Source organism: Cellulomonas sp. C5510 (assembly GCF_019797765.1).
In the GTDB taxonomy this organism is placed as follows: Bacteria; Actinomycetota; Actinomycetes; order Actinomycetales; family Cellulomonadaceae; genus Cellulomonas.
In genome coordinates this window covers 3780401-3803200 of the sequence record NZ_CP081862.1, presented here as the reverse complement: position 1 = coordinate 3803200, position 22800 = coordinate 3780401, and the positions used below count along the sequence as shown (strand labels likewise).

General features: G+C 77.6%; 16 protein-coding genes. 13 read left to right on the top strand and 3 right to left on the bottom strand.

Translation table 11 applies throughout. The features are described 5' to 3' along the window. Positions 1-57 precede the first annotated feature (57 nt). From K5O09_RS17415 to K5O09_RS17405, 3 genes are read right to left on the bottom strand one after another with little or no spacing between them, the layout of a single operon-like run. Positions 58-717 (bottom strand): class II aldolase/adducin family protein, encoded by a 660-nt coding sequence (locus K5O09_RS17415; RefSeq protein ID WP_222170714.1) that lies wholly within the window; start codon positions 715-717, stop codon positions 58-60. Then, positions 714-2063: a 3-oxo-tetronate kinase gene (gene otnK, locus K5O09_RS17410; protein ID WP_222170713.1), complete on the bottom strand. Its 1350-nt coding sequence runs from the start codon at positions 2061-2063 to the stop codon at positions 714-716. The genes K5O09_RS17415 and otnK overlap by 4 nt, the downstream gene beginning before the upstream one ends. Then, positions 2060-2908, bottom strand: coding sequence for a DeoR/GlpR family DNA-binding transcription regulator (locus tag K5O09_RS17405; RefSeq protein ID WP_222170712.1), 849 nt, complete (start codon positions 2906-2908; stop codon positions 2060-2062). Before K5O09_RS17405 ends, otnK begins: the two co-directional genes overlap by 4 nt. A gap of 85 nt (positions 2909-2993) precedes the next feature. Here K5O09_RS17405 and K5O09_RS17400 point away from each other — a divergent pair, with 85 nt between their 5' ends. The 13 genes from K5O09_RS17400 to K5O09_RS17340 all read left to right on the top strand — a co-directional run bounded on the left by K5O09_RS17400 (position 2994) and on the right by K5O09_RS17340 (position 22743). Further along, positions 2994-4598, top strand: a complete 1605-nt coding sequence (locus K5O09_RS17400) for an L-fuculokinase (protein WP_255595840.1) — start codon at positions 2994-2996, stop codon at positions 4596-4598. Next, entirely contained in the window at positions 4595-5494 is a 900-nt protein-coding gene (locus K5O09_RS17395; RefSeq protein WP_255595839.1) for a hypothetical protein, read from the top strand. The genes K5O09_RS17400 and K5O09_RS17395 overlap by 4 nt, the downstream gene beginning before the upstream one ends. Continuing rightward, complete coding sequence (locus K5O09_RS17390) at positions 5491-6219, top strand: aspartate/glutamate racemase family protein (RefSeq protein WP_222170711.1); 729 nt, start codon at positions 5491-5493, stop codon at positions 6217-6219. Before K5O09_RS17395 ends, K5O09_RS17390 begins: the two co-directional genes overlap by 4 nt. A gap of 11 nt (positions 6220-6230) precedes the next feature. Next, complete coding sequence (locus K5O09_RS17385; RefSeq protein ID WP_222170710.1) at positions 6231-7739, top strand: alpha-amylase family glycosyl hydrolase; 1509 nt, start codon at positions 6231-6233, stop codon at positions 7737-7739. 79 nt (positions 7740-7818) lie between these two features. After that, entirely contained in the window at positions 7819-10500 is a 2682-nt protein-coding gene (locus K5O09_RS17380; protein ID WP_222170709.1) for a hypothetical protein, read from the top strand. Continuing rightward, positions 10497-11888 carry a GH1 family beta-glucosidase gene (locus K5O09_RS17375; RefSeq protein WP_222170708.1) on the top strand — a complete coding sequence of 464 codons (1392 nt, stop codon included), beginning with the start codon at positions 10497-10499 and terminating at the stop codon, positions 11886-11888. The genes K5O09_RS17380 and K5O09_RS17375 overlap by 4 nt, the downstream gene beginning before the upstream one ends. A gap of 30 nt (positions 11889-11918) precedes the next feature. After that, positions 11919-13847 (top strand): hypothetical protein, encoded by a 1929-nt coding sequence (locus tag K5O09_RS17370; RefSeq protein WP_222170707.1) that lies wholly within the window; start codon positions 11919-11921, stop codon positions 13845-13847. Then, a complete protein-coding gene (locus K5O09_RS17365) occupies positions 13844-15382 on the top strand; it encodes an FAD-dependent oxidoreductase (RefSeq protein ID WP_222170706.1) in 1539 nt (512 codons plus the stop codon). Before K5O09_RS17370 ends, K5O09_RS17365 begins: the two co-directional genes overlap by 4 nt. A 176-nt stretch (positions 15383-15558) precedes the next feature. Then, positions 15559-17409 (top strand): MBL fold metallo-hydrolase, encoded by a 1851-nt coding sequence (locus K5O09_RS17360; protein ID WP_222170705.1) that lies wholly within the window; start codon positions 15559-15561, stop codon positions 17407-17409. A 22-nt stretch (positions 17410-17431) separates the two neighbouring features. Further along, on the top strand, positions 17432-18481 hold the full coding sequence (locus K5O09_RS17355) for a LacI family DNA-binding transcriptional regulator (protein ID WP_222170704.1): 1050 nt from the start codon (positions 17432-17434) through the stop codon (positions 18479-18481). A gap of 443 nt (positions 18482-18924) precedes the next feature. Beyond that, a complete protein-coding gene (locus tag K5O09_RS17350) occupies positions 18925-20115 on the top strand; it encodes an ROK family protein (RefSeq protein WP_255595837.1) in 1191 nt (396 codons plus the stop codon). Further along, positions 20108-20689: an SIS domain-containing protein gene (locus K5O09_RS17345; RefSeq protein WP_255595836.1), complete on the top strand. Its 582-nt coding sequence runs from the start codon at positions 20108-20110 to the stop codon at positions 20687-20689. Before K5O09_RS17350 ends, K5O09_RS17345 begins: the two co-directional genes overlap by 8 nt. Before the next feature lie 32 nt (positions 20690-20721). After that, the gene (locus K5O09_RS17340) at positions 20722-22743 is read left to right on the top strand and encodes a hypothetical protein (RefSeq protein ID WP_222170703.1); all 2022 of its coding nucleotides are present in this window, start codon (positions 20722-20724) and stop codon (positions 22741-22743) included. Positions 22744-22800: the final 57 nt, after the last annotated feature.

The following is a 22800-nucleotide window of genomic DNA, read 5'->3' as shown; positions in this document are numbered from 1 at the left end:
CGGGGCGACCTCGCCACCGGGGAGCCGAGCCGCGGGGGCGCCGGTGGCGGGCGCGGGTCAGCGGGAGCGGAGGGCCGCGACCTGGGCGGGGGTCAGGCGGCGGTGCGGGACGCCGTGCAGGAGGAGGACCACCTGGGCGGCGGCCTCCAGCTCCTCGGCGAGGTCGACGGCCGCGTCGAGGTGCGTCCCCGCGACGACGGAGCCGTGGTTCGCGAGCAGCAGCACCGGTGCCGTGCCGGCCCGGTCCGCGACGCCCGCCGCGAGCTCGGTGCTGCCCGGCAGGGCGAACGGCGCGACCGGCAGGTCGCCCAGCCGCATCACCTGGTACGGCGTGGTGGCGGGGAGCGGGCCGGTGGCGGCCTCGGGCGGGAGCGCGGCCGGGTCGAGGCAGGACGCCGCGACGGCGGCCGGGGAGTGCAGGTGCACGACCGCGCGGGCGTCGGGCCGGGCGGCGTACACGGCGCGGTGCAGGGGCAACTCCTTCGACGGCCGCGGCCCGCCTCCGGTGACCGTGCCACCGCCGGGCGCGTCGGCGACCGGGACCAGCGCGAGGTCCTCCGGCCGCACCCGGGAGAGGCTCGAGCCGGTCGGCGTCACGAGCAGGTCGTCGCCGACGCGGACGCTGACGTTGCCGGAACCGCCCGGCGAGAGCCCGCGGGCGGCGAGGTGGCGGCACGCGGCGACGACGGCCTCGCGGGCGGAGGCGGGGGTGGTCACGGGCAGGCCTCCCAGGCGGTGCGGAACAGGTCGGGACCGCCGAAGTTGCCGGACTTCAGCAGCACGGAGAGGCCGGGCCGGCCGACGGGCACCATCCACGGCACCCCCGGGGCGGCGGCGGGGCCGACGTGCAGCACGTGCAGCCCGAGCGCGGTGGCCACCGCGCCCGACGTCTCGCCGCCGGCGACGAGCAGCCTCCCGACCCCGAGGTCCCGCACCGCCCGCGCCGCGACCTCCCCGGCGGCGTCCTCCAGCAGCGCGGCGGCCCGGCGGGCGCCGAGCCGCCCCTGCGTCGCGCGCACGGCCGCGGGCTCGGCCGAGGACGCGACCAGCACGGGGCCGGGGCCCGCGCGGTAGGCGTCCGCGAGGGCGCGCAGCACACCGTCGAGGGCGACCTCCCGGTCGGCGGCGAGGGCGGTCGCGTCGAGCGCGATCCGGGGACCGTCGAACCGTGCGATCTGCTCGAGCGTCCGCGCGGAGCAGGAGCCCGAGACGACGAGGGCGCGGCGGTCGGCCCGGGCGCCGGCGGCGGGCGGGAGGCCCGGGGCGCCCGCGGACGTCCGGACGGAGGGGGAGGCGGGCGTGGCGCGGGCCCAGAGCCGCGCCAGCGCGGCAGCGAGGCCGGCGGCCCCGCCGAGCAGCACGGGCCGCCCGGGCGCCGCCCGCCGTCCCGCCAGCACCTCGGCCAGGGCGTCGAGGTCGGCGTCGGTCAGCGCGTCCGCGAGCACGTGCCGCGCGCCGTCGGCGGCCAGCCGCTCCAGCGCCGCTGCCGCGTCGTCGGACAGCACCGCCTGCCGGCTCAGCAGCGCCACGGGGCGCGGCGTCTGCCGTCCGAGCACCCGGACCAGGTCCGGGTCGCGCATCGGTGTGAGCGGGTGGTCGCGCAGCGGCGACTCGGACAGCAGCCGGTCCCCGACGAACAGGTGGCCCTGGTACTGCGTCCGCCCGGCGCGCGGCGTCGCGGGGGTGCCGACGGCGACGGCGTCCGGCCCGAGCAGGTCGAGCAGCGCGTCCGCGACCGGGCCGATCATGCCGTCGTCGGTCGAGTCGAAGGTGGAGCAGTACTTCTGGTACAGCGCCTGCGCGCCGAGGTCGAGCAGCCGGCGGGCGGACGCGACGGACTCGGCGACGGCCTGCGGGCGTGGCGCGGTGCGGGTCCGGAGCGCGACGACCGCGCAGTCGCAGGACGGCAGGTCGAGGTCCCGGCCCGGCACGCCCAGGACGACGACCGCCGAGCCGCCCGCGTCGCGCACGGCGTCCGCCAGGTCGCACGCCCCGGTGACGTCGTCCGCGACGACGCCGAGCCGCGGGCCGGACGCGCCGGTGGCCGCCCGTCGCCCCGTCACGCCGGTGCCCGTGCCGCGCCGGCGGTCGCGCGGTCCGCGTCACCGCCCTCGTCCGCCGCACCGCCCGGTTCGCCGGGCCCGGCGGTCGCCGCGACGACGACCCGCTCGCACCGCTCGCGCAGCAGCGCCAGCTGGTCCGGGGTCGCGGCGTCGTCGACGACGACCGCGTGCGCCTGCTCGAGCCCCAGCACCCGCATCGGCGCGCGGGCGTCGAGCTTGCGGTGGTCGAGCAGGAGCACGACGCGCTGCGCGATGGCAGCCATGGCGCGCTTGGTGTCGGCGTCCCACTGGTCGGCGGAGAACACCCCGGCCGGTCCGGCGGCGGTCGCGGAGAGCACGGCGACGTCGACGGCGAGGTCCGCGAGCCCGGCCCGGGTGCTGGGCCCGGCGAACGACCGCGTGAGCCGGTGGTAGGTCCCGCCGAGGGCGACGACCTCCAGGTCGTCGCGCGCGGTGCAGGTGGTGATGACGGGCACCGAGTGGGTGACCACGGTGAGCCCGCCGGGCAGCCGCCGCGCGAGGGCGGCCACGGTGGTGCCGGCGTCGAGCGCGACCACACCGGCGTCCGCGAGCAGCGGGAGGGCGGCGCGCGCGACCGCGTCCTTCTCCCGGGCGGCCTCGGTGCGCCGCAGCTCGAACGGGGGGGCGGCGCTGCCGTCCACGAGGCTGGCGCCCCCGACGACGCGTCGGACCCGTCCCTCGGCGGCGAGCTGGCCGAGGTCCCGGCGGATGGTCATCTCGGACACGCCGAGCTCCGCGGCGGCCGTGCTGGACGACACGTAGCCGGTCTCCTCGAGGCGGCGCAGCAGCTCGTCGCGGCGGCGGGGGGCGGCGGAGTAGCGCACGGACGTCATCCAACGGGGCCGGTCACGGGTTGTCAATCGTCGGACATGGTTGACCAAAGTGTTCGATGACGAACACACTGGGCGGGTGAGTCGTCAGCGCCGCCGGGTGGGCCTCGGCATCGACGTCGGGACCACCAACGCCAAGGTGGCGGTGGTCGGCGTGCCGGAGGACGGCTCCGGCGCGCCGGTGCTGCTCGCCGTCGCGTCGGCTCCGACGCCCGGCCCCGCCGGCCTCGACCGCACGCTGCGGGAGCTGGGCGTCCGTGCACTCGCCGCGGCCGCGCGCCGCACCGGGTCCGCCGTCGAGCCCGAGGCCGTCGGCATCGCGTCGATGGCCGAGACCGGCGTCCCGCTCGACGCGGACGACCGGCCGCTCGGGCCGTGGCTGCGGTGGGACGGCCACCGCGCCGCCGCGGAGGCCGCCGCGCTCGCGGACCGGCTCGGCGCGATCGCGCTGTTCGAGGCGACCGGGGTGCGCCCGAGCGCGAAGGTGCCCCTGGCCACGCTCGCGTGGCTGGGCTCCCACGAGCCGGCGACCCGCGCGGCGTTGCGCCGGTGGGCGGGCGTCGCCGACCTGGCCTGCCTCCACCTCACGGGCGAGCTCGTCACCGACCACACGCTCGCCGGGCGCACGATGGCGTACCGGCTGCCGCCCGCGGGGGACCCGCTGCCCGAGCAGCTCGACGCCGACCTGCTCGCCGAGGTCGGCCTGCGCCCGGACCACCTGCCCCGGGTCGCGCGGCCCGGCGCCGTCGCCGGGAGGGTCGACGCCCCCGCGTGGGTCGCCGCCGGTGTGCGCAGCGGCACGCCGGTGACCGTGGCCGGCCACGACCACGCTGTGGGCGCGTGGGCCGCCGGCGTCCGGGCACCGGGTGACGTCGCCGACTCCATCGGGACGGCGGAGGCGGTGTGCACGGTGCTCGCCGACGACCCCGTCCGCCCGGCCGTCGCCCGGGCGGGGATGAGCCTGGTGCGGACCGTCGCGGGCCTGCCCGCCCTCCTCGCCGGGTCGTCGAGCGCCGGCGCCATGGTGCGGTGGTGGCTGGAGCAGGAGGCCCCGGGCTGGTCGGCCGACGCGCTGTTCGCGGCCGTCGCGGCCCTGCCGGAGGCGGAGCACCCGGCGGACGTGGTCGTGCTGCCCTACGTGAGCGGGCGGCAGACGCCGGCGCCCGACCCCGGCGCCCGCCCGGTCGTCCTGCACCGCGGCAACCACGGCCCGGTGGCGCTGGCGGCGGCCATGGTGGACGGGCTGGCGCTGCACGCGCGGTGGATGCTCGAGGTCCAGGCCGGGCTCGCCGGCGACGGCCACCGGCCCCGGCAGGTGCGCGTGCTCGGCGGGCCCGCGGGGCGGAACACGGCGTGGATGCGCGCCAAGGCGCTCGCCGGACCCGTCCCGGTGCGGCTCGTGGACGGGGCGGAGCCCGTCGCCGCCGGGGCCGCGCTGCTCGCCCTGCACCGCGCCGGGCTGCTCGGCGGGGGCGCGGCCCCGACGCTGCCGCTGCTCCCGGGCCTGCCCGACGGCCGCCCCGTGCCGGCACCGGTCCCGGCCGCCGACGCGGCGCTCGACCGCTTCGTGCGTGCCGCGCTCGGCACCGACGTCCCCGGGGCACCCGCGCCCGGGGCCCCGACCACCGGACCCGCGCCCCGTCGCGCGGCTCCCGCACCGCACCGCCAGGAGGCCCGCCCGTGACCCACCCGACCGCCGCCGCGCCCACGCTCGACGCCATCGCCCGCCCGTCCGGGGCGCTCGCCATGGTGGCGATGGACCAGCGCGAGAGCCTGCGCACGATGTTCGACCAGGCCGGTGCCGGCCGTCCCGACCACGCGACGCTCGTCGACTTCAAGGTCGCCGTGGCCCGCGCCCTGTCCCCGCTGGCGTCCGGGTTCCTCATCGACCGGGAGATGGGCGTCGAGCAGGCCGCCCCGCTGCTGCCCGCGTCCTGCGGGCTGATCCTCGCGGCGGACGCGCTGGAGCAGGAGCCCGGCGGTCCGGTCGAGGAGACCGGGCTGGACGACGTCGTCGTGGCCCCGGAGTCCGACCTGCACGGCGCGGTCGCGCTCAAGCTGCTGGTGATCTGGCGGCGCGACGCGCGCAGGGAGCGGCGCGTGGAGCTCGCGCGCCGGTTCGTCGAGGTGGCGGCGTCCCGCGGCGTGCTGTCGGTCCTCGAGCCCGTCGTGCGGGCGACCCCCGAGGAGCTGGCGGCCGGCACGTGGGACCAGGAGGCGGCGATCGCCGAGGCGGCCCGTGAGCTGTCCCCGCTCGGCCCGAGCCTGTACAAGGTGCAGGTGCCGCTGGGCGGCCGGGCGCCGGCGGCGGAGCTGGAGCGGGCGTGCGCGACGCTGGGCGAGTCGATCACCGGGCCCTGGGTGGTGCTGTCGCAGGGCGTGGACCGGGAGGACTTCGCCGGGGCGGTGCGGGCGGCGTGCCGCGGCGGGGCGAGCGGGTTCCTCGCGGGCCGGGCGCTGTGGAGCGACGTCGTCGGCCGGCCGGACGTCCCGGCGGCGCTCGCGGAGGTCTCGGTGCCGCGGCTGCGCGCACTGGTCGAGCTGGTGGACGCGGAGGCGCGCCCGTGGAGCGCGGCGTGACCGCCGGGTCGGGGTCCGTCGCACCCGGGTCTGCCGGCACCGTCGGCCTGCTGCACACCGTCCCGGCCCTGGCGCAGCGGTTCGACTCCGACGTGGACGCCGCCGCGCCGCTGCTGCGCCGGCTGCACGTGGTGGACGGCTGGCTGCTCGCCACCGCGGTGGCCGCGGGTGTGACGCCGCAGGTCGAGGCCGCGGTCGCCGCGCACGTGCAGCACCTGGTGGCCGCCGGGGCGTCGGCGGTGCTCGTCACGTGCTCGTCGGTCGGCGAGGCCGCGGAGGCGGCGGCCGCGACGGTGGCCGTCCCGGTGCTGCGCGTCGACGCGCCGATGGCACGGGAGGCGGTGACGCTCGCGTCCGCCCCGGGCGCGCGCGGGAGGGTGGCGGTGCTGGCGACCCTGGCGTCGACCCTGGGACCGACCGGGCGGCTCGTGGAGCGCGCCGCGTCGGACGCGGGAGCGGGCGTCGAGGTCGCGGCCCGCGTGGTCGACGGGGCCGCCGCCGCGCGGGACTCCGGGGACGGCGGGCGGGCGGACCGGCTGGTCGCGGAGGCGGTGTCCGACGCCGCGCGCGACGCCGACGTGGTGGTGCTGGCGCAGGCGTCGATGGCCGGGGCCGCCGAGCTGGCGCGGCCCGCGGTCCCGGTGCTGACCTCGCCCGCCGGCGGGGTGGCGGCGCTCGTCCGGGCGCTCGCGACGACGACCGGGCGCGAGCCCGGGGAACGGTGAGGAGGACGGACGTGGACGACCACGGCGTGCACCTGCTGGCGTACACCGAGCGGCTCGGCGGGCCGACGCCCGACCTGGCCGGCGTGCGGGCGCTGCTCGCGGACGGCCCCCTGGCGGCGTTCAGCGGCGTGCACCTGCTGCCGTTCTTCGTGCCGTTCGACGGCGACGACGCCGGGTTCGACCCGGTCGACCACGGGACCGTCGACCCGCGCCTCGGCACCTGGGACGACGTGCGGGCGCTCGCCGCCGCGGGCGTGCACGTGACCGCGGACCTCATCGTCAACCACGTCTCCGCCGACTCGGCGGAGTTCCGCGACTGGCTGGCGCGCGGCCCGCAGTCCCCGTCGGACGGCATGTTCCTCACGTTCGACACCGTGTTCCCCGACGGCGCGGACGAGGCGGCGATCACGGCGTTCTACCGGCCCCGGCTCGGGCTGCCGTTCACGCCCTACCAGCGGGCCGACGGCACGCGGCGGCTGGTGTGGACGACCTTCATGCCGACGCAGGTGGACCTCGACGTCCACCACCCGGCGGCGCGCGACTACCTGCGGCGCATCCTGCGGACCCTGCGCGAGGGGGGCGTGTCGACGGTGCGGCTCGACGCCGTGGGGTACGCCGTCAAGACGCCGGGCACGGACTCGTTCATGACCGAGCACACCCTGGCGTTCGTCGAGGAGATCACCGCCCTGGCGCACGCGGAGGGCCTGCAGGTGCTCGTGGAGGTGCACGCCCACCACACGCAGCAGGCGGCGATCGCTCCGCTGGTGGACCTGGTCTACGACTTCGCCCTGCCCCCGCTGCTGCTGCACGCGCTCGCGACGGGCGCCACGGACCGCCTCGCGCACTGGCTGGAGATCCGCCCGGCGAACGCCGTCACGGTGCTGGACACGCACGACGGCATCGGCGTCATCGACGCCGGACCGTCGGGCGACCGCCCGGGCATCCTCAGCACGGAGGAGATGGCCGGCGTGTTCGCGGAGGCGGAGCGCCGCACCGGCGGCGAGTCGGCGCAGGCGTCGGCGCGGGTCGCGTGGGCGGCGCTGCCGCACCAGGTCAACTCGACGTTCTGGTCGGTGCTCGGCGCGGACGCGACCGCGTACCTGCTGGCCCGGTGCGTGCAGCTGTTCGTGCCCGGGCGGCCGCAGATCTACTACGTGGGGCTGCTGGCCGGCGCCAACGACATGCCGCGGTACGCCGCGACCGGTCAGGGCCGCGAGGTGAACCGCCACGTCTACACGCCGGGCGAGCTCGAGGCGGCGCTCGCCGGTGAGGTCACGCGCGCCCAGCTCGGTCTGGTGTCGCTCCGGACGGGGCACCCGGCGTTCGCCGGCACGTTCGCGGCGCGGGCGGCGGGCGACGGGCGGCTCGAGCTGGCGTGGCGGGACGACGCCGGGGCCTCGGCGGTGCTCACGGTCGACGTCACGCCGGGACGGCAGGGGTTCCTGGTCGAGGTCGCGGGCGGGCCGGAGGGGGAGCGGCGGTACGCGTCCGTGGCGGACCTGGCGGAGCTCGCCGGCTGACCGGCGGCCCGCGCCGCCGCCGCGGCACCCGGCCTTGCCCCGCCTCCGAGGCATGTGGTTTCGTTCTCATATGGCATCGATGCCAGATCCCCTGACCTCGCCGGACACGGCCCCCGCCCCCGGGTGGGTGCTGGACCTGGACGGCGACGGCTGGCTCCTGCGTGAGGCGCTCGGCGACACGTGGCAGTGGTACGTCGACGCGGGGGCGCACAGCCTCAACAACGCCGCCGACGCCGCCCGCGCCGCCGCGGCGACCCCGGGCTGGTGGCCGGCGACCGTCCCGGGGTCGGTCGTCACCGCCCTCGCCGCGGCCGGCGAGCTGCCCGACCCGTACCGCGGGCGCAGCAGCCGCGCCGCGGAGTGGACCGGGGCTCGGTCGTGGGTGCACCGCCGCGTCGTGGACCTGCCGCCCGTCCCCGCCGGGCACCGGGTCGTCGTCGAGCTCGACGGCGTCGACCCGTCCGGGACGCTGTTCTGGGACGGGGAGCCCGTCGGCCGCGTCGACGGCCTCTACCACCGGCTGCGCGCCGAGGTCCCACCGCCCCGCGCGACCCCGGGGCCGCACCGGATCGCGGTCGTCGTGGACCCGCTGCCGCCGTCGGAGCCCCAGGTCGGGCGCACGGAGCGCGTCCGCACGCACCGACCGCGGATGACCGAGGGCTGGGACTTCTGCCCGCGGCTGCCGCACCAGGGGCTGTGGCGCAGCGCCCGGGTGGTGGTGGACCGGGTGCACCTGGCGTCGGCCGGCGTCCGCGCGGAGCTGGTGCCCGGTCCGGCGGGCCTGCCCGCACCCGACGCCGACGGCCTGGTCCGCGTCACCGGCAGCGTGGAGGTCGCCGACGACGGTCCGGCGCGCGTCCTCGCCGAGGTGCTGGACGCCGCGGGCCGCGTCGTGGCGAGCACCGCCGCGGACCTGCCCGGCCCCGTGGGCGAGCGGCCGCTGGGCCTGGCCGTCCCCGTCGACCGCCCGGCGCGCTGGTGGCCCCGTCGGCTGGGAGAGCCCACCACGTACACCGTCCGGCTGCGCACGGCCGGCCGCACGCTCTGGTCGGGCACGGTCGGATTCCGCACGGCGCACCTGGTGGCGAACGCGGGCGCTCCTGCCGGCGCCCGCGGCTACACCGCCGAGGTCAACGGCGTCCGCCTGCCGCTGGTCGGGTGGAACTGGGCGCCGGCCGACGCCCAGTACGGTGCCGTGCCTCCCGAGCGGGTCCGGCACCTGGTGGACCTCGCCGCCCGGTCCGGCGCCGCGCTGCTGCGGGTGTGGGGCGGCGGCCTGGTGGAGACCGAGGAGTTCTACGACGCGTGCGACAGGGCCGGTCTGCTGGTCTGGCAGGAGTTCTCCCAGTCGTCGTCGGGCATGCAGAGCGCGCCCGCCACCGACGACGCGTTCGTGGACCTGCTGCGGCGGGAGGCGGCCGCGCTGGTCCCGGCCCGCACCCACCACCCGAGCCTGCTGCTCTGGGGCGGCGGCAACGAGCTCGACGACGGCGGCGTCCCGCTGGACGAGGAGCGTTCGCCGGCGCTCGCGGCGCTGCGCGACGAGGTCACCCGCCTGGACCCGGGCCGGTCCTGGCTGCCGACGTCCCCGACCGGTCCGGCGTTCCACCACCGCGCCGACGTGATCGCCGCCGCGCCGGACGACCAGCACGACGTCCACGGGCCGTGGGAGCACCAGGGCCTCACGGGGCAGCAGGCGCTCGCGGACGCCGGCACCTGCCTGGCGCACAGCGAGTTCGGCGTCGAGGGCATGGCGAACCGCCGGCTGCTGGACGACCTGGTGCCCGCGTCCGAGGTCTGGCCGCTGGACCGGTCGAACCCGGTGCACCGCCACCTGGGGGAGTGGTGGGACAACGCGCCACTGGTGCAGGAGTGCTTCGGCGGCCGGCTCGCGGACGTCGAGGGCTACCGGCGCGCGAGCCAGCACCTGCAGTCGACCGGCCTGGCGTACGCGGTGGAGGCGGACCGGCGGCGGTGGCCGCGTTGCTCGCTGGTGCTCCCGTGGCAGCTCGCGGAGTCGTACCCGAACACCTGGTGCACGGCCGTCGTCGACCACCTGGGCGACCCGAAGCCGGCCTACCACGCGGTCGCGCGGGCGTTCGCCCCGGACCGGGCGACGCTGCGGACGGCGACCACCGCCTGGGGCGGGCGGTCGCACGCCGTCGCGGAGGTCTGGCTGTGGTCCGACGCCGGCGTCCCGCCCGGGTCGCGCGTGGCGGCCCGGCTGCGGCGCGCGACCGACGGCGCGGTGCTCGCGGAGCGGCGCTGGCACGTCCCGGAGCCGGTGGCCGACCCGCGCCCGGCGGGGGAGCTGCGCTGCCCCGCCGCGGTGCTGCCGCCGGCGGAGGTGCTGCTGTGGGAGGTCGAGTGGACCGCGCCCGACGGCACGCCGCTGGACCACGAGGTCGTCGTCGCGACCTCCGCGGCGGACCTCGCGCCGCTGCTCGACCTCGCGCCCGCGACCGTCGAGGCCGGGATCGGGCCGGACGGCCCCGACGGTGCCGTCGTCACCGTCACCCACCGCGCCGGACCGGCGGTGGTCGGCCTCGCGCTGCTCGACGCCCGCCCTGTGGACGCGCCCGGCTGGGCGGTGCTCGACGGGGACCCGCGGCCGCTGCTGCCCGGCGCCACCCGGCGGCTGCGAGCCCGGTGGCGCGGCGAGCGGCCGGAGGGCGGGTCGCCCGCGGCCGGCCCGCCGCACCGTCCGCTGACCCTCGAGGCATGGAACCTCACCCCGACCACCCTGGAGCCCCTGCCGTGACCGTGACCTTCCCGCCCGGGTTCCTGTGGGGCGCCGCGACGTCCGCCTACCAGGTCGAGGGCAGCCTCGACGCCGACGGTCGCGGACGGTCCGTGTGGGAGGAGTTCGCGTCCCGGCCCGGTGCCGTCGAGGGCGGCGGCGACGGCTCCCGCGCCTGCGACTCGTACCGGCGGTGGCGTGAGGACGTCGACCTCGTGGCCGGCCTCGGCCTGGGGGCGTACCGGTTCTCCGTCGCGTGGTCCCGCGTCGTCCCGGAGGGCCGCGGGCGCGTCGAGTCCCGCGGGCTCGACCACTACGAGCGGTTCGTCGACGCGCTGCTGGAGCGCGGGGTCGAGCCGGTGCTGACCCTCAACCACTGGGACATGCCGCAGGCGCTCATGGCGGACGGCGGCTGGGCGGGGCGGTCGAGCGTCGACGCGTTCGCGGAGTACGCCGACGCGGTGGCCGCGCGCCTGGGGGACCGGGTGACGTGGTGGGTGACCCAGAACGAGCCGTGGATCGTGCAGCTGCTCGGCTACCAGCTCGGCCTGCACGCCCCGGGGGTGGCGGACCTGGCGGCGTCGGTCGCCGCCGGTCACCACGTGCTGCTCGGCCACGGCGCGGCCGCCGACGCGATCCGCGCCCACGCGCCCGCGGCCCGCACCGGCTGCGCCCTCAGCCTGTTCCCGTGCGACCCGGCGACCGGGTCGGACGAGGACGCCGCCGCCGCGTGGGGCTCGGACGGCTACGTGAACCGCTGGTACCTCGACCCGCTCGCGGGCCGCGGCTACCCGGCGGACACCCGCGCGCACTACGAGCGGGCGCTGGGACGGTCGCTGGACGACATCATCCGCCCCGGCGACGAGGAGCGGATCGGCGGCCGGCAGGACTGGATCGGCGTCAACTTCTACACCCGCCGCGTCGTGGCGGCCGCGGAGCCCGGCCCCGGCCGGCCGTTCCCGTGGCAGGTCGTGGGCCCGTCCGGTGACGTGCAGCGGACCGACGAGGGCTGGGAGGTCGTCCCCGGCGCCCTGCGGGACCTGCTGCTGCGGCTGCACCGCGAGAACCCCGGCACGCCGTTGATGATCACCGAGAACGGCGGCGTCTTCGGTGACGGGCCCACGCACGACGGCCGCGTGCACGACGTCCGGCGCACCGCCCTGCTGCTCGGGCACCTGCGGGCGGTGCACGAGGCGGTCGAGGGCGGCGCCCCCGTCGTCGGCTACCTGCACTGGTCGCTGCTCGACAACTTCGAGTGGTCGCTCGGCTACCGGCCCCGGTTCGGTCTGGTGCACGTGGACTACGCCACCGGCACGCGGACCGTGAAGGACTCCGGCCGGGTCTACGCGGAGATCGCCCGCACCGGCACGCTGCCCACCGCCCTGCCCGAGATCCCGCCGTTCGGCTGACACCCGCCCCCGACCCCGAGGACCCACCCCATGCGCATCACCGCCGGACCCGGCACCCGCACGGTCGCCGCCGACACCTACCTGCTGGAGGTGCGGTCGACCCCGCCGCGCGCCGTGCTCGCAGGCCCCGACGGCCGCATCTGGTCGCACCTGTCCCTGCTGGCGTCGGTGGACCGCGTCGGGGCGGTCGACGAGTCGCTGGACGTGGCGGCGCCGACGGTGCACGCCGCGGACGGTTCGCCGGTCGGGTCGGATCCGGTCGAGTCGGACGCGGCCGAGGTGCGGCTGGAGTGCACGAGCACCGCCTGGGCGCGCCGGACGGTGACGCTGCGGTGCCTGCCCGACCGGCTGGAGCTGGTCGTGGAGGTCGAGGGCGAGGGCGTCCTCACGGACGTGCGCCTGCTGGGCGGCCGGGCGGTGCTCCCGAACGGCGCCGGGGGGACGTTCCGCTCGTCCGCGGAGCACCGGTCGGTGTTCGTCCCGACGCCGACCGAGCCGGTGGACCTGGTGCGCCCGGCCGCGTCGGCCGCGACCCTGGGCGTCGTCGGCGACGCGTCCCCGGGGCGGCTGCACGCCGTGTTCTCGCCGCCGCCGCTCTGCCTGGTGCTCGGCCGCGAGCCGGCCGCGTCGGCGCTCGACGTGCCCGCGGGGGAGTGGCTCGGGATCGGCGTCGTCGCGCCCGTGGCGGACCTGCGGTTCACCGAGCTGCGCTACCAGCCGCTGGACGGGGGGTTCCTGCTGGAGCTCGACCACGACGCGCACACCCGCGTCTCCGGGCGCTGGACCAGCCCGGTCCTGGTGCTGCGCCCCGCCGCCGACCCGTGGCAGGCCCTCGCGGACCACCGGGAGGACGCGGTGCGCGCCGGCGCCCCCGCCGGGCCGGTCGCCCCGTCGGCGCCCTGGTGGGCGGAGCCCGTCTTCTGCGGCTGGGGCGCGCAGTGCGCCCGCGCCCCGCTGCCCGGGGAGCCCGCGTCGCACCCGTACCGGCTCCAGGACCTCGGCCCCGCCGTCGTCCCGGTGGGTCTCCCGGTCGCGCCGGACCTCGCCCGGCAGGACGTGTACGACGAGCTGCTCGGCCACCTCGCCGCGCACGACGTCGTACCGGGGACGGTGGTCGTCGACGACAAGTGGCAGGCCGCCTACGGCACGGGCGAGCCGGACACCGAACGGTGGCCGGACCTGCGCGCGTGGGTCGCCGCCCGGCACGCCGCGGGCCAGCGGGTGCTGCTGTGGTGGAAGGCGTGGGACCCCGAGGGCCTGCCCGTCGAGGAGTGCCTGGTCGACGCCGGCGGCCGACCCGTGGCCGTCGACCCGGCCAGCCCGGCGTACCGGGAGCGGGTCCGACGCGTGGTCGCCGCGCTGCTCGGCCCGGACGGCGTCGACGCCGACGGGTTCAAGGTCGACTTCACCCAGCGCGCGCCCGCGGGCCACACGGTGCACCCGCACGCGGGCGCGGACCCGGGCGCGCCCTGGGGTGTCGCCGCGCTGCACGCCCTGCTGGCCGACCTGTACGCCGCCGCGAAGGCGGCGAAGCCCGACGCGCTCGTCGTCACCCACACGCCGCACCCCGCGTTCGCGGACGTCTGCGACATGGTCCGCCTCAACGACGTCCTGGAGCGGGACACCGCGCACCGCGTCGTCCCGCTCGCCGACCAGATGAGGGTGCGGCGGGCGATCGCCGGCACCGCGCTGCCGGGGCACCTGGTGGACACCGACCAGTGGCCGATGCTCGACGCGGCGCAGTGGCGCGCGTACGTGGCGGCGCAGGCCGAGGGCGGGGTGCCGGCGCTGTACTACGCGGAGCGGATCGACCGGAGCGGCGAGGAGCTCGCCGCGGACGACCTCGCCCTGGTCGCGGACGCGTGGCGGGCGTACCGCGCCGCCCGGTCGGCGGCACCCGCCACCCCGCCGGCGGGTGCCGCGCCGGTGGCCGCCGCGCCGGCGGAGGCGGGCCGATGACCTCCGCCGACGTCGTGGTCGCCGGTGCCACCTCCGCCGGGGTGTGCGCCGCGCTCGCCGCCGCGGAGGCCGGCGCGTCCGTCGTGCTCCTCGAGGCCGGGCGGCACGTCGGCGGCATGACGTCGGGCGGCCTCGGCTACACCGACGTCGGCGACGTGCGGGTGCTGGGCGGCATGGCGGCCCGGTTCCGCGCCGAGGTGGCCGCGCACTACGGCGTGCCGGTCGGGACGTACGCCGGCCCGGAGCCGCACGTCGCGGAGGGGATCTTCCGGCGCTGGCTCGACCACCCGCGGATCCAGGTGGTGCACGACGCCGAGCTCGAGGCAGCCGAGGTCCGGGACGCCACGATCGTGGGCGTCCGCACCCGGGACGGGCGGGCGTGGACCGGCGGGGCGTTCGTCGACGCCACCTACGAGGGCGACCTGCTGGCGTTCGCGGGCGTGCCGTCGTCGGTCGGGAGAGAGGACCGGTCGCTGCACGGTGAGGCGTTCGCCGGGCGCCGCGAGCCGGTCCCGGGGCGGCACGCGTTCCCGGCGTGGGTGTCGCCGTTCACCGACGACCCGAGCGGCGGGACGGCCGGCGCGGTGCTGCCGCAGGTGCGCGACGTCCCGATGGCCCCCGTGGGGGCGGGCGACGGCGGGGTGATGTCCTACGGCTACCGGCTGTGCCTGACGACCGCCCCCGACCGCGTGCCCGTCGAGCGCCGCCCCGGCTACGACGCGGCGCACTGGGAGCTCGGCCGGCGGCTGTTCCGGCACTGGGCGGCCGAGGGGTACGAGCCGCCCGCGGGCGCGCTGCTGGGGCTGGAGCCGAACCTGCCCGGCGGCAAGGCCGACGGCAACTCGCTCGGCCCGTTCTCGCTGAGCGTCCTGGACGGCACCGCGTGGGAGTACCCGACCGCCGGCAGGGAGCGGCGCGAGGAGATCCGCCTGCACCACCTGCACCACGCGCAGGACCTGCTGTGGTTCCTCACGCACGACCCCGCCGTGCCCGCGTCGGTCCGCCGCGAGCTCGGCCGCTGGGGCCTGCCGCGCGACGAGTTCGCCGACACCGGACACCTGCCGCACCAGCTCTACGTGCGCGAGGCCCGCCGGATGCAGGGCGAGGTGGTGCTGACCGAGCACGACCTGCGCCGCCCGGCGCGCTGGCACGACGTGGTCGCCATGGGGTCGTACCACCTGGACGTCCGGGAGGTGCAGCGGACGTGGCGCTGGGTGCACGAGCACCCGCGGCCGGTCGGCATGGTGGTCACGGAGGGCTACCTGTCGGTCCCGGTGCCGCCGTACCCGATCCCCTACCGGGCGCTCGTGCCGCGGTGGGAGGACTGCACCAACCTCGTCGTCCCGGTCTGCGTCTCGGCCTCCCACGTCGCGTTCTCGTCCGTCCGGATGGAGCCGCAGTACCAGATGCTCGGGCACGTCGCCGGTCTCGCCGCGGCGCGCGCGGTGGCGTCCGGGCGCGCGGTGCAGGCGGTGGACGTGGTGTCGCTCCAGGTCGAGCTGCGGGCGGCCGGTCAGGTGCTCGCGCTGCCCTGACCGGCCCGCAGCGGCGGCCGGCGTCCCGGAGGGGTCCCGGCTCTTCGCCCACCCGACCTCGACGAGCCCCCGCCTCGACCGGTGCGGGTGCGGTCCGCGCCGTCCACGAGGCTCGGGGGTCGCCCTGAGCAGCGCTTCTCTTGTCCCGCCTCGACTGGAATCGATACCATAGGGCGATGTCCCCCGTTACCGAGGTCGCTCCCGGGGTGTTCCGCATCGCGGACACGTGCCAGGTCTACGTCGTGCGCGCCGAGCAGCCCGCCCCGGACGGCACCCGCACCGCGGTGGCCGTGGACTTCGGGTCCGGTGCCGCGCTCGACCACCTGGCCGAGATGGGCGTCGACCGCATCACCGACGTGCTCATGACCCACCACCACCGGGACCAGGGCCAGGGGCTGCCGCGCGCCGTCGAGGCCGGCATCGCCGTGCACGTCCCGCCCGTGGAGCGCGACCTGTTCGAGCACGTCGACGAGATGTGGCGCACCCGGCCCGTCGTCAACGACTACAACCTGCGCCAGGACCGGTTCTCGCTGCTGGAGCCGGTGCCCGTCAGCGACGTCGTCCCCGAGTACCGGGTGCGCGAGTACGGCGGCGTGGCCGTCCAGGTGGTGCCGACACCCGGGCACACCACCGGGTCGGTGACGTACGTCGTCGAGCGTGCGGGTCGGCGCATCGCGTTCACGGGGGACCTCGTCTACGCGCCCGGCAAGGTCTGGTCGCTCGCCGCCACCCAGTGGTCGTACACGGAGAACGAAGGACCGGCGATGACCGTCCTGTCCTGCTACCTGCTCATGGACGAGCGGCTCGACCTGCTGCTGCCGTCGCACGGCGCGCCCATGGACGACCCGCAGCACGCGCTCGGGCTGCTCGCCACGCGCATGCGCGGCTACGTCGACTCCCGCCGCCCGCAGCCGTGGGACCTGCGCACCCGCCTGACCGAGCCGTTCCAGCGCATCACCGAGCACTTCCTGCTCAACGTGTCGTCCAACGCCTGCTCGTACGTGCTGGTGTCCCGGGACGGCGCCGCGCTGCTCATGGACTACGGCTACGACATGACGACGGGGCTGCCGACGGGCACCGACCGCGCGTCCCGACGGCCCTGGCTCGCGTCACTGCCCGCGCTGCGACGGGACCACGGCGTCACGGGCGTCGAGGTGGTGCTGCCCACGCACTACCACGACGACCACGTCGCCGGCATGAACCTGCTGCGCGAGGTCGAGGGCACGCAGATCTGGGCGCCCGCGAACGTCGCGCCGGTGCTGGAGGAGCCGCTCCGGCACGACCTGCCGTGCCAGTGGTACGACCCGATCCCCGTGGACCGCGTGCTGCCGCTGGGGGAGACGTTCCGGTGGCACGAGTACGAGATCACGGTGCACGAGCTCCCCGGCCACACGCTGTACGCCGCGGCGTTCGAGGTCGAGGTCGACGGCGTGCGGGTGCTCGTCACCGGCGACCAGCAGGACGGCCTCGGCATCCCCGGCCACCGGCGCGAGATCCTCAACTACCAGTACCGGAACCTGTTCCGGATCACCGACTACCGGGACTCCGCGGCGCTGTACCGGCGGATCGCCCCGGGCGTCATGGTCTCCGGGCACTGGGAGCCGCGCTGGGTCGACGAGGCGTACCTCGACATGCTCGCGCAGGAGGGCGACGAGCTCGTGCAGATCCACCACGACCTGCTGCCGCTCGACGAGTACGACCTCGGCGCCGACGGCCGGCTCGCGCACATCGCGCCGTACGTGTCGCGGGCCCGGACCGGCGAGCCGGCGCGGTTCACCGTGACGGTCCGCAACCCGACCCGCGAGGACTGCACAGCGACCGTGCGTCCGGTGCTGCCGGTAGGCTGGCGCGCGCACCCCGACGAGGCCGTCGTCGCTCTCCCGCCCTCCGGGCAGGCCGAGCTGGACCTCGAGGTGGTGCCCACGGGCCCCGGGGCGAGGCGCCGGCGGCTCGCCGTCGACGTCAGCATCGGGGACCTCCGGCTGGGTCAGCACGCCGAAGCGCTCGTGGACGTGGCGGGGGACTGAGGACGACGCTCGAGGAGCACGCATGGACGCCGTCGCGCAGGGGACGCGGGGCCCGGTGACCGCCGGGCGTCGCGCGACGATCAAGGACGTGGCCGAGGCGGCCGACGTCTCGCGCTCGACGGCGTCCCGCGCGCTCACCGGCCGCGGCTACGTCGCCCCCGCCGTGCGCGACCGGGTCCGCCGTGCCGCGCAGACCCTCGGCTACGTGCCCGACGCGATGGCCCGCAACCTGCGCCAGCAGGTCAGCCGCTCCATCGGCGTCCTGGTGTCCGACCTGCGCAACTCGTTCTACGCGGACCTCGCCGCAGGCGTCAGCCAGCAGTCCCGCCGCCGTGGCTACGCGATGATGCTCGCCGACGACAACGGGTCGGTCGAGGCCGAGCTCGAGGCCGCGGAGACGTTCGTCGCGCTGCGCGTCGCGGGCGTGATCCTCACGCCGCTGTCCGTCGAGGTCACCGAGTACCTCGCCCGGCACCGCATCCCCGTCATCGAGGTCGACCGGCAGTTCGCCGAGGGCACCTGCGACGCCGTGGTGGTCGACAACAAGTCCGCCGCGGAGCGCGTCACCGCCGGGCTGCTCGCGCAGGGCCACCGCCGCGTCGCGCTGCTCATCGACGAGATGGACTGGACGACGGGCCGCGACCGCCTGGTCGGGTACCGCTCGGCGTTCCTCGCGGCCGGCCTTCCGCTGGACGACCGGCTCGTGGTCCGTGGCGGGTGGGACGTCGGGGCCGCGCAGGGCGTCGCGCGCGACCTGCTCGGGTCGCCGGACCGGCCCACCGCGGTGTTCGCCGCGAACAACGTGCTCGCCGAGGGCGTGTGGCGCGCCGCCCAGGGCCTCGGGCTGCGCATCCCCGAGGACCTCAGCCTGGTGTCGTTCGACGACGCCCCCTGGATGACGATGGTCCGTCCCGGCGTGACGGCCGTCGCGCAGGACGCCGTCGCGCTCGGCGAGGCCGCCGTGGCCCAGATGTTCGACCGCATCCAGAGCCCCGAGTCGCCCGTGCGGACCGTGATGCTGTCCGCCGCCGTCGCCGAGCGCGGCTCGACGGCCCCGCCCGCCAGCGCCTGACCCGGGGCCGTCCCCGGCGGCGCGCGGCCCGTCCTCACGTGCGCGTCCTGACGTGCGCGCGCGGGAACTGACGATGCCCCCGTCGGAGACTCCGAACGCGCACGGAGACCCCCACGCGTCATCGGAGACCTCCCCGGAGCCCTCCGATGACGCGCGGAGACCTCCCAGAACGTGGGGAGCCTCCGAACGGGGTGGCGGGTCGGCGTCGCGGCACCGGTCACTCCGCCGGGCTGGACTCGTTCCCATGCCGGTGTCGCGTGGCGGACCGGCTCATCTCCCGCATCGCGGCCCTGCGGCTTGACGGTCGATCGAGCATCCTCCTATGCTCGTTCTGGAATCGATCCCAGGCCGGATCGGCTGCACAGGAGCCGCCGAGCCAACCGCCGGGGTCCCGCGCTCCGCGCCTGCCGCGTCGCGCGCCGTCGGGGGTCTGGAGGACGTGCATGACGACGGATCGACCGCTCGCGCCTGCCCGCACGGCGCAGGTCGCCCGCGACGCGGCACCGGACCCCGCGCCGGTGCCCGCCCCGCTGGCCCCGGCCGGCGCCGGTCCCGTGCTGGCGCTCGACATCGGCGGCACCAAGCTCGCGGTCGCGGTCGTCACCGCCGACGGCGCCGTGCACGGCCTGCGCATCCGGCCGACGCGGCGCGAGGAGGGCCCGCAGGCCGTCATCCGCCGGCTGTTCGACATGGGTCACGAGGCCGTCGCCGAGGCCGGTCTCGGTCCGGTCGGCGCGGTCGGGATCGCGTGCGGCGGGCCGCTCGACGCCCCCGCCGGCCTGCTGCAGTCCCCGCCGCACCTGCCGGGCTGGGACGACATCCCGATCGGCCCGCTGGCGTCGCAGGAGTTCGGCGCCCCGTTCGCGCTGGAGAACGACGCGACGGCCGCCGCCGTCGCCGAGCACCGCTACGGCGCCGGCCGGGGCCTGCGGTCGCTGGTCTACCTCACGGTCTCCACCGGCATCGGCGGCGGCGTGATCCTCGAGGGCCGGCTGCACCGCGGCGCCGCGGGCAACGGCGGCGAGCTCGGCCACATCACCGTGCGCCGCGGCGGGCGCGCGTGCTCCTGCGGTCGCGCCGGCTGCATCGAGGCCTACGCCTCCGGCACGTCGATCGCGCAGCGCGCCCGGGAGGCCCTGGCCGCGGACCCGGCCTCGTCGCTCGCGGGGCTGCCCGCGGTCACCGCCGCGGACGTCAGCGCGGCCGCCGCCGCGGGGGACCCGCTCGCCCGGAGCCTGTGGGACGAGACGACCGACCTGCTCGGCTGCGCCGTCGCCGACCTGGTGAACGTGCTGGAGCCGGAGCTCGTCGTCCTCGGCGGCGGGGTCACCCGCTCCGGCGCGATGCTGCTGGACCCCGTGCGGGACCTGGTCGCCCGCGAGGCCATGCCGCCGGCCGCGCGCGCCGCCACCGTGACGCTCGCGGCGCTCGGCGACGTGGTGTGCGTGGTGGGCGCCGGGGCGATCGCCCTCGACGTGCTGCCGCCCGCAGCGCCGGACGCCCCCGTCGACGCCACCGCGCCCGCCGTGGGCGCGGAGCCGCCCGCCCCGCCCCCCCCCGCCCCCCCCCCCCCCGCCGGGACCGCCCCCGCGGGACCCCCGCCCCACACCGCCCCGGAGGCCGCCCGTGTCTGACTGGCTGCACGCCCACCTGACCGCGCACACCGACGTCGCCCACGCGATGTCGGGCCTCGCGGAGCAGATCCGCGCCGCGGGCGAGCTCGTGCGCGACACGTTCGCCGCCGGCGGCACCCTCTACACGTTCGGCAACGGCGGCAGCGCCGCGGACGCCCAGCACCTCACCGGAGAGCTCGTCGGCCACTACAAGCGCGACCGCCGGCCGCTGCCCGCCGTCACGCTGAGCACCGACCCGACGTCCATGACCTGCATCGCGAACGACTACGCCTACGACGACGTGTTCGCCCGCCAGGTGCAGGCCCTCGCCCGGCCCGGGGACCTGGTGGTGGCGTTCACGACCAGCGGCCGGTCCCCGAACGTCGTCGGGGGGCTGGCGGCGGCGCGCGCGAACGGCGCGACCACGCTGCTGCTGGCCGGCGGCGACGGCGGGCCGGCTCGGGAGCACGCCGACCACCTGCTGCTGGTGCCGTCGGCCACCACCCCCCGCATCCAGGAGATGCACACGTTGGTGCTGCACGTCATCAGCGAGATGGTGGACGCCTGGGCCGCCGACGAGGCGCCCACCGCCTGACCGCGTTCCCCGAGTCGAGAGGAACCACCGCCGTGCACCAGGGCGTCCTGCTGCGACCCGCCGGGACCCGGTGGCCGGGGGGCGACGCGCCCGTGGTGGGCACCGTCCCGCACGTCGTCGAGGTGGTGGCACCGGACGGCACCGTCACGCCCGTGCCGCCCGCCTCGTCCCCCGGCCCCGGGGCGGTCGCCGGCGAGGCCGCCGGCTTCCGTGCCACCGCCTGGTGGTCGCCGCCCAGCGCCACCGGCCGCGTGGACGTACGGCTCGACGTCGAGCACCGCGGCGGCAGCGAGCGGGACGCGTGCCTGCGCGTCCGCGTGCTGCTGCCCGCCGCCCCGCAGGCGCCGTGGTGGCTGGTGCCCGGCGCGTTCTACGGCGAGAACCGGCCCGTCGGCTGCGAGCGGGCGTTCCCGCGGTTCGAGGTCGGGGCCGACGACCCGGCCGGCATGGTGAGCGACCACTGGGAGCTGCGGGCGGACCGCGCCGCGACGCCCGCGGTGCTCGCCTGGGCCGGTCCAGGCGGCGTCGCGCTGCTCGCGCCCGAGACGACGCCGCTCGGCATGACGGGGCTCGGCCTGGCGCACGACGCGGCGACCGGTGTCGGCAGCGTCCACCTGACGTTCCCGTTCCGCGAGGGTCCCGTGTCGTACACGGGCTCCGGCACCCCCGCCCCGGCGGAGGTCACCACCCACCGCTGGGCGCCCGGCGAGCGGGTGTCGCTGCGGTTCGCCGTGCACCCCACCGGCCCGGACCGCCACGCGTACGCCGCCGTCCTGCGGGAGGAGCACGAACGGACCCGCGCCGGCTCGCCGCTCGCGCCGTGGGTGGGCGTCGACGAGGCCGCCGACCTGACGGCCGAGGGCCTGCACCGCTGGCACTACGCCGAGCCGGGCGTGCTGCTCGAGACCGTCGGCTTCGACCGCGAGGTCAGCGGCCGCGACGGGCTCTCCGTCGACCGGCAGGCGATGCACGTCGGCTGGGTCAGCGGCATCCCGTGGGCGCACGCCCTGCTCGCGCACGCCCGCCGCCGCGACCGCCCCGACGCGGGTGCCGCGGCCGCGCGCGTCATCGACGTCATCTGCGACAACCTCGCGCCCTGCGGCACGTTCTGGGGCGTCTGGTACGCCGAGCACGGCTGGTCGCAGTCGTGGTCGCACATCAAGGGCGCCCTGCACTCCCGCACGCTCGCGGAGGCGGCGCTGTTCCTGGCGCGCTCGCTCGAGCTCGGGGCGGACGTGCGCGCCGCGCACCCCGGGTGGGAGGCGGCGCTGCGGTCGAACCTCGACGCGGTCGTGCGCCGGCAGCGCTCCGACGGCAACCTCGGCTCCGCCCACCACGCGCAGACCGGCGAGGTGCTGTCCTGGGAGGGCGCCGCGGGCCTGACCTGGGTCGCGGCGCTCGCGGAGGCGGAGCGCTGGGACGGTGCCGACGGCGCGCGCGGGGCGTACCTCGACGCCGCGCTGCGGGCGGGGGAGTACTACGCGCAGTTCGTCGACCGGGAGTTCCTGCACGGCGCCCCGGAGGACGTCGACCTCGCGCCGACGTCCGAGGACGGGTACGTGGCCGTGATGTCCTACGTCGCGCTGCACCGCCGCACCGGCGACCCGCGCTGGCTGGACCTCGCGCGCCGCGCGGCGGACTGGATGCTGACGTTCCGGTACTCGTACAACACACGGTTCCCCTCGGGCACGATGCTGGAGCGCTACGGGTTCGCGACCCGCGGCGCCGACAACGCCTCGCCGTCCAACCAGCACCTGCACGCGTACGGGCTGGTGTGCACCGCCGAGCTCGCGGAGCTGTCCGCGGCGCTGGGCGACCCCTGGTACGCCGAGCGCGCCGCCGAGACGCTCGCGTGCTTCCGGCAGATGGTCGCGCGGTTCGACGGCGACATGAACGCCTACCGCGGCATGACGTCCGAGCGGTACTACCAGACGGCGTGCTTCCAGCCGAAGGGCATGCTGCTCACGCTGTCGCACGCCTGGACCGTGGGCGTGCTGCTGCTGGCGTGCGAGCAGGTGCTGGCGCGGCCGGGTCTGCTGCCCGACCCGGTCTGAGCCGCCCCCGCGCACGACGAGGGCCGCACGACGAGGGCCGGGTCGCGACGGGCGACC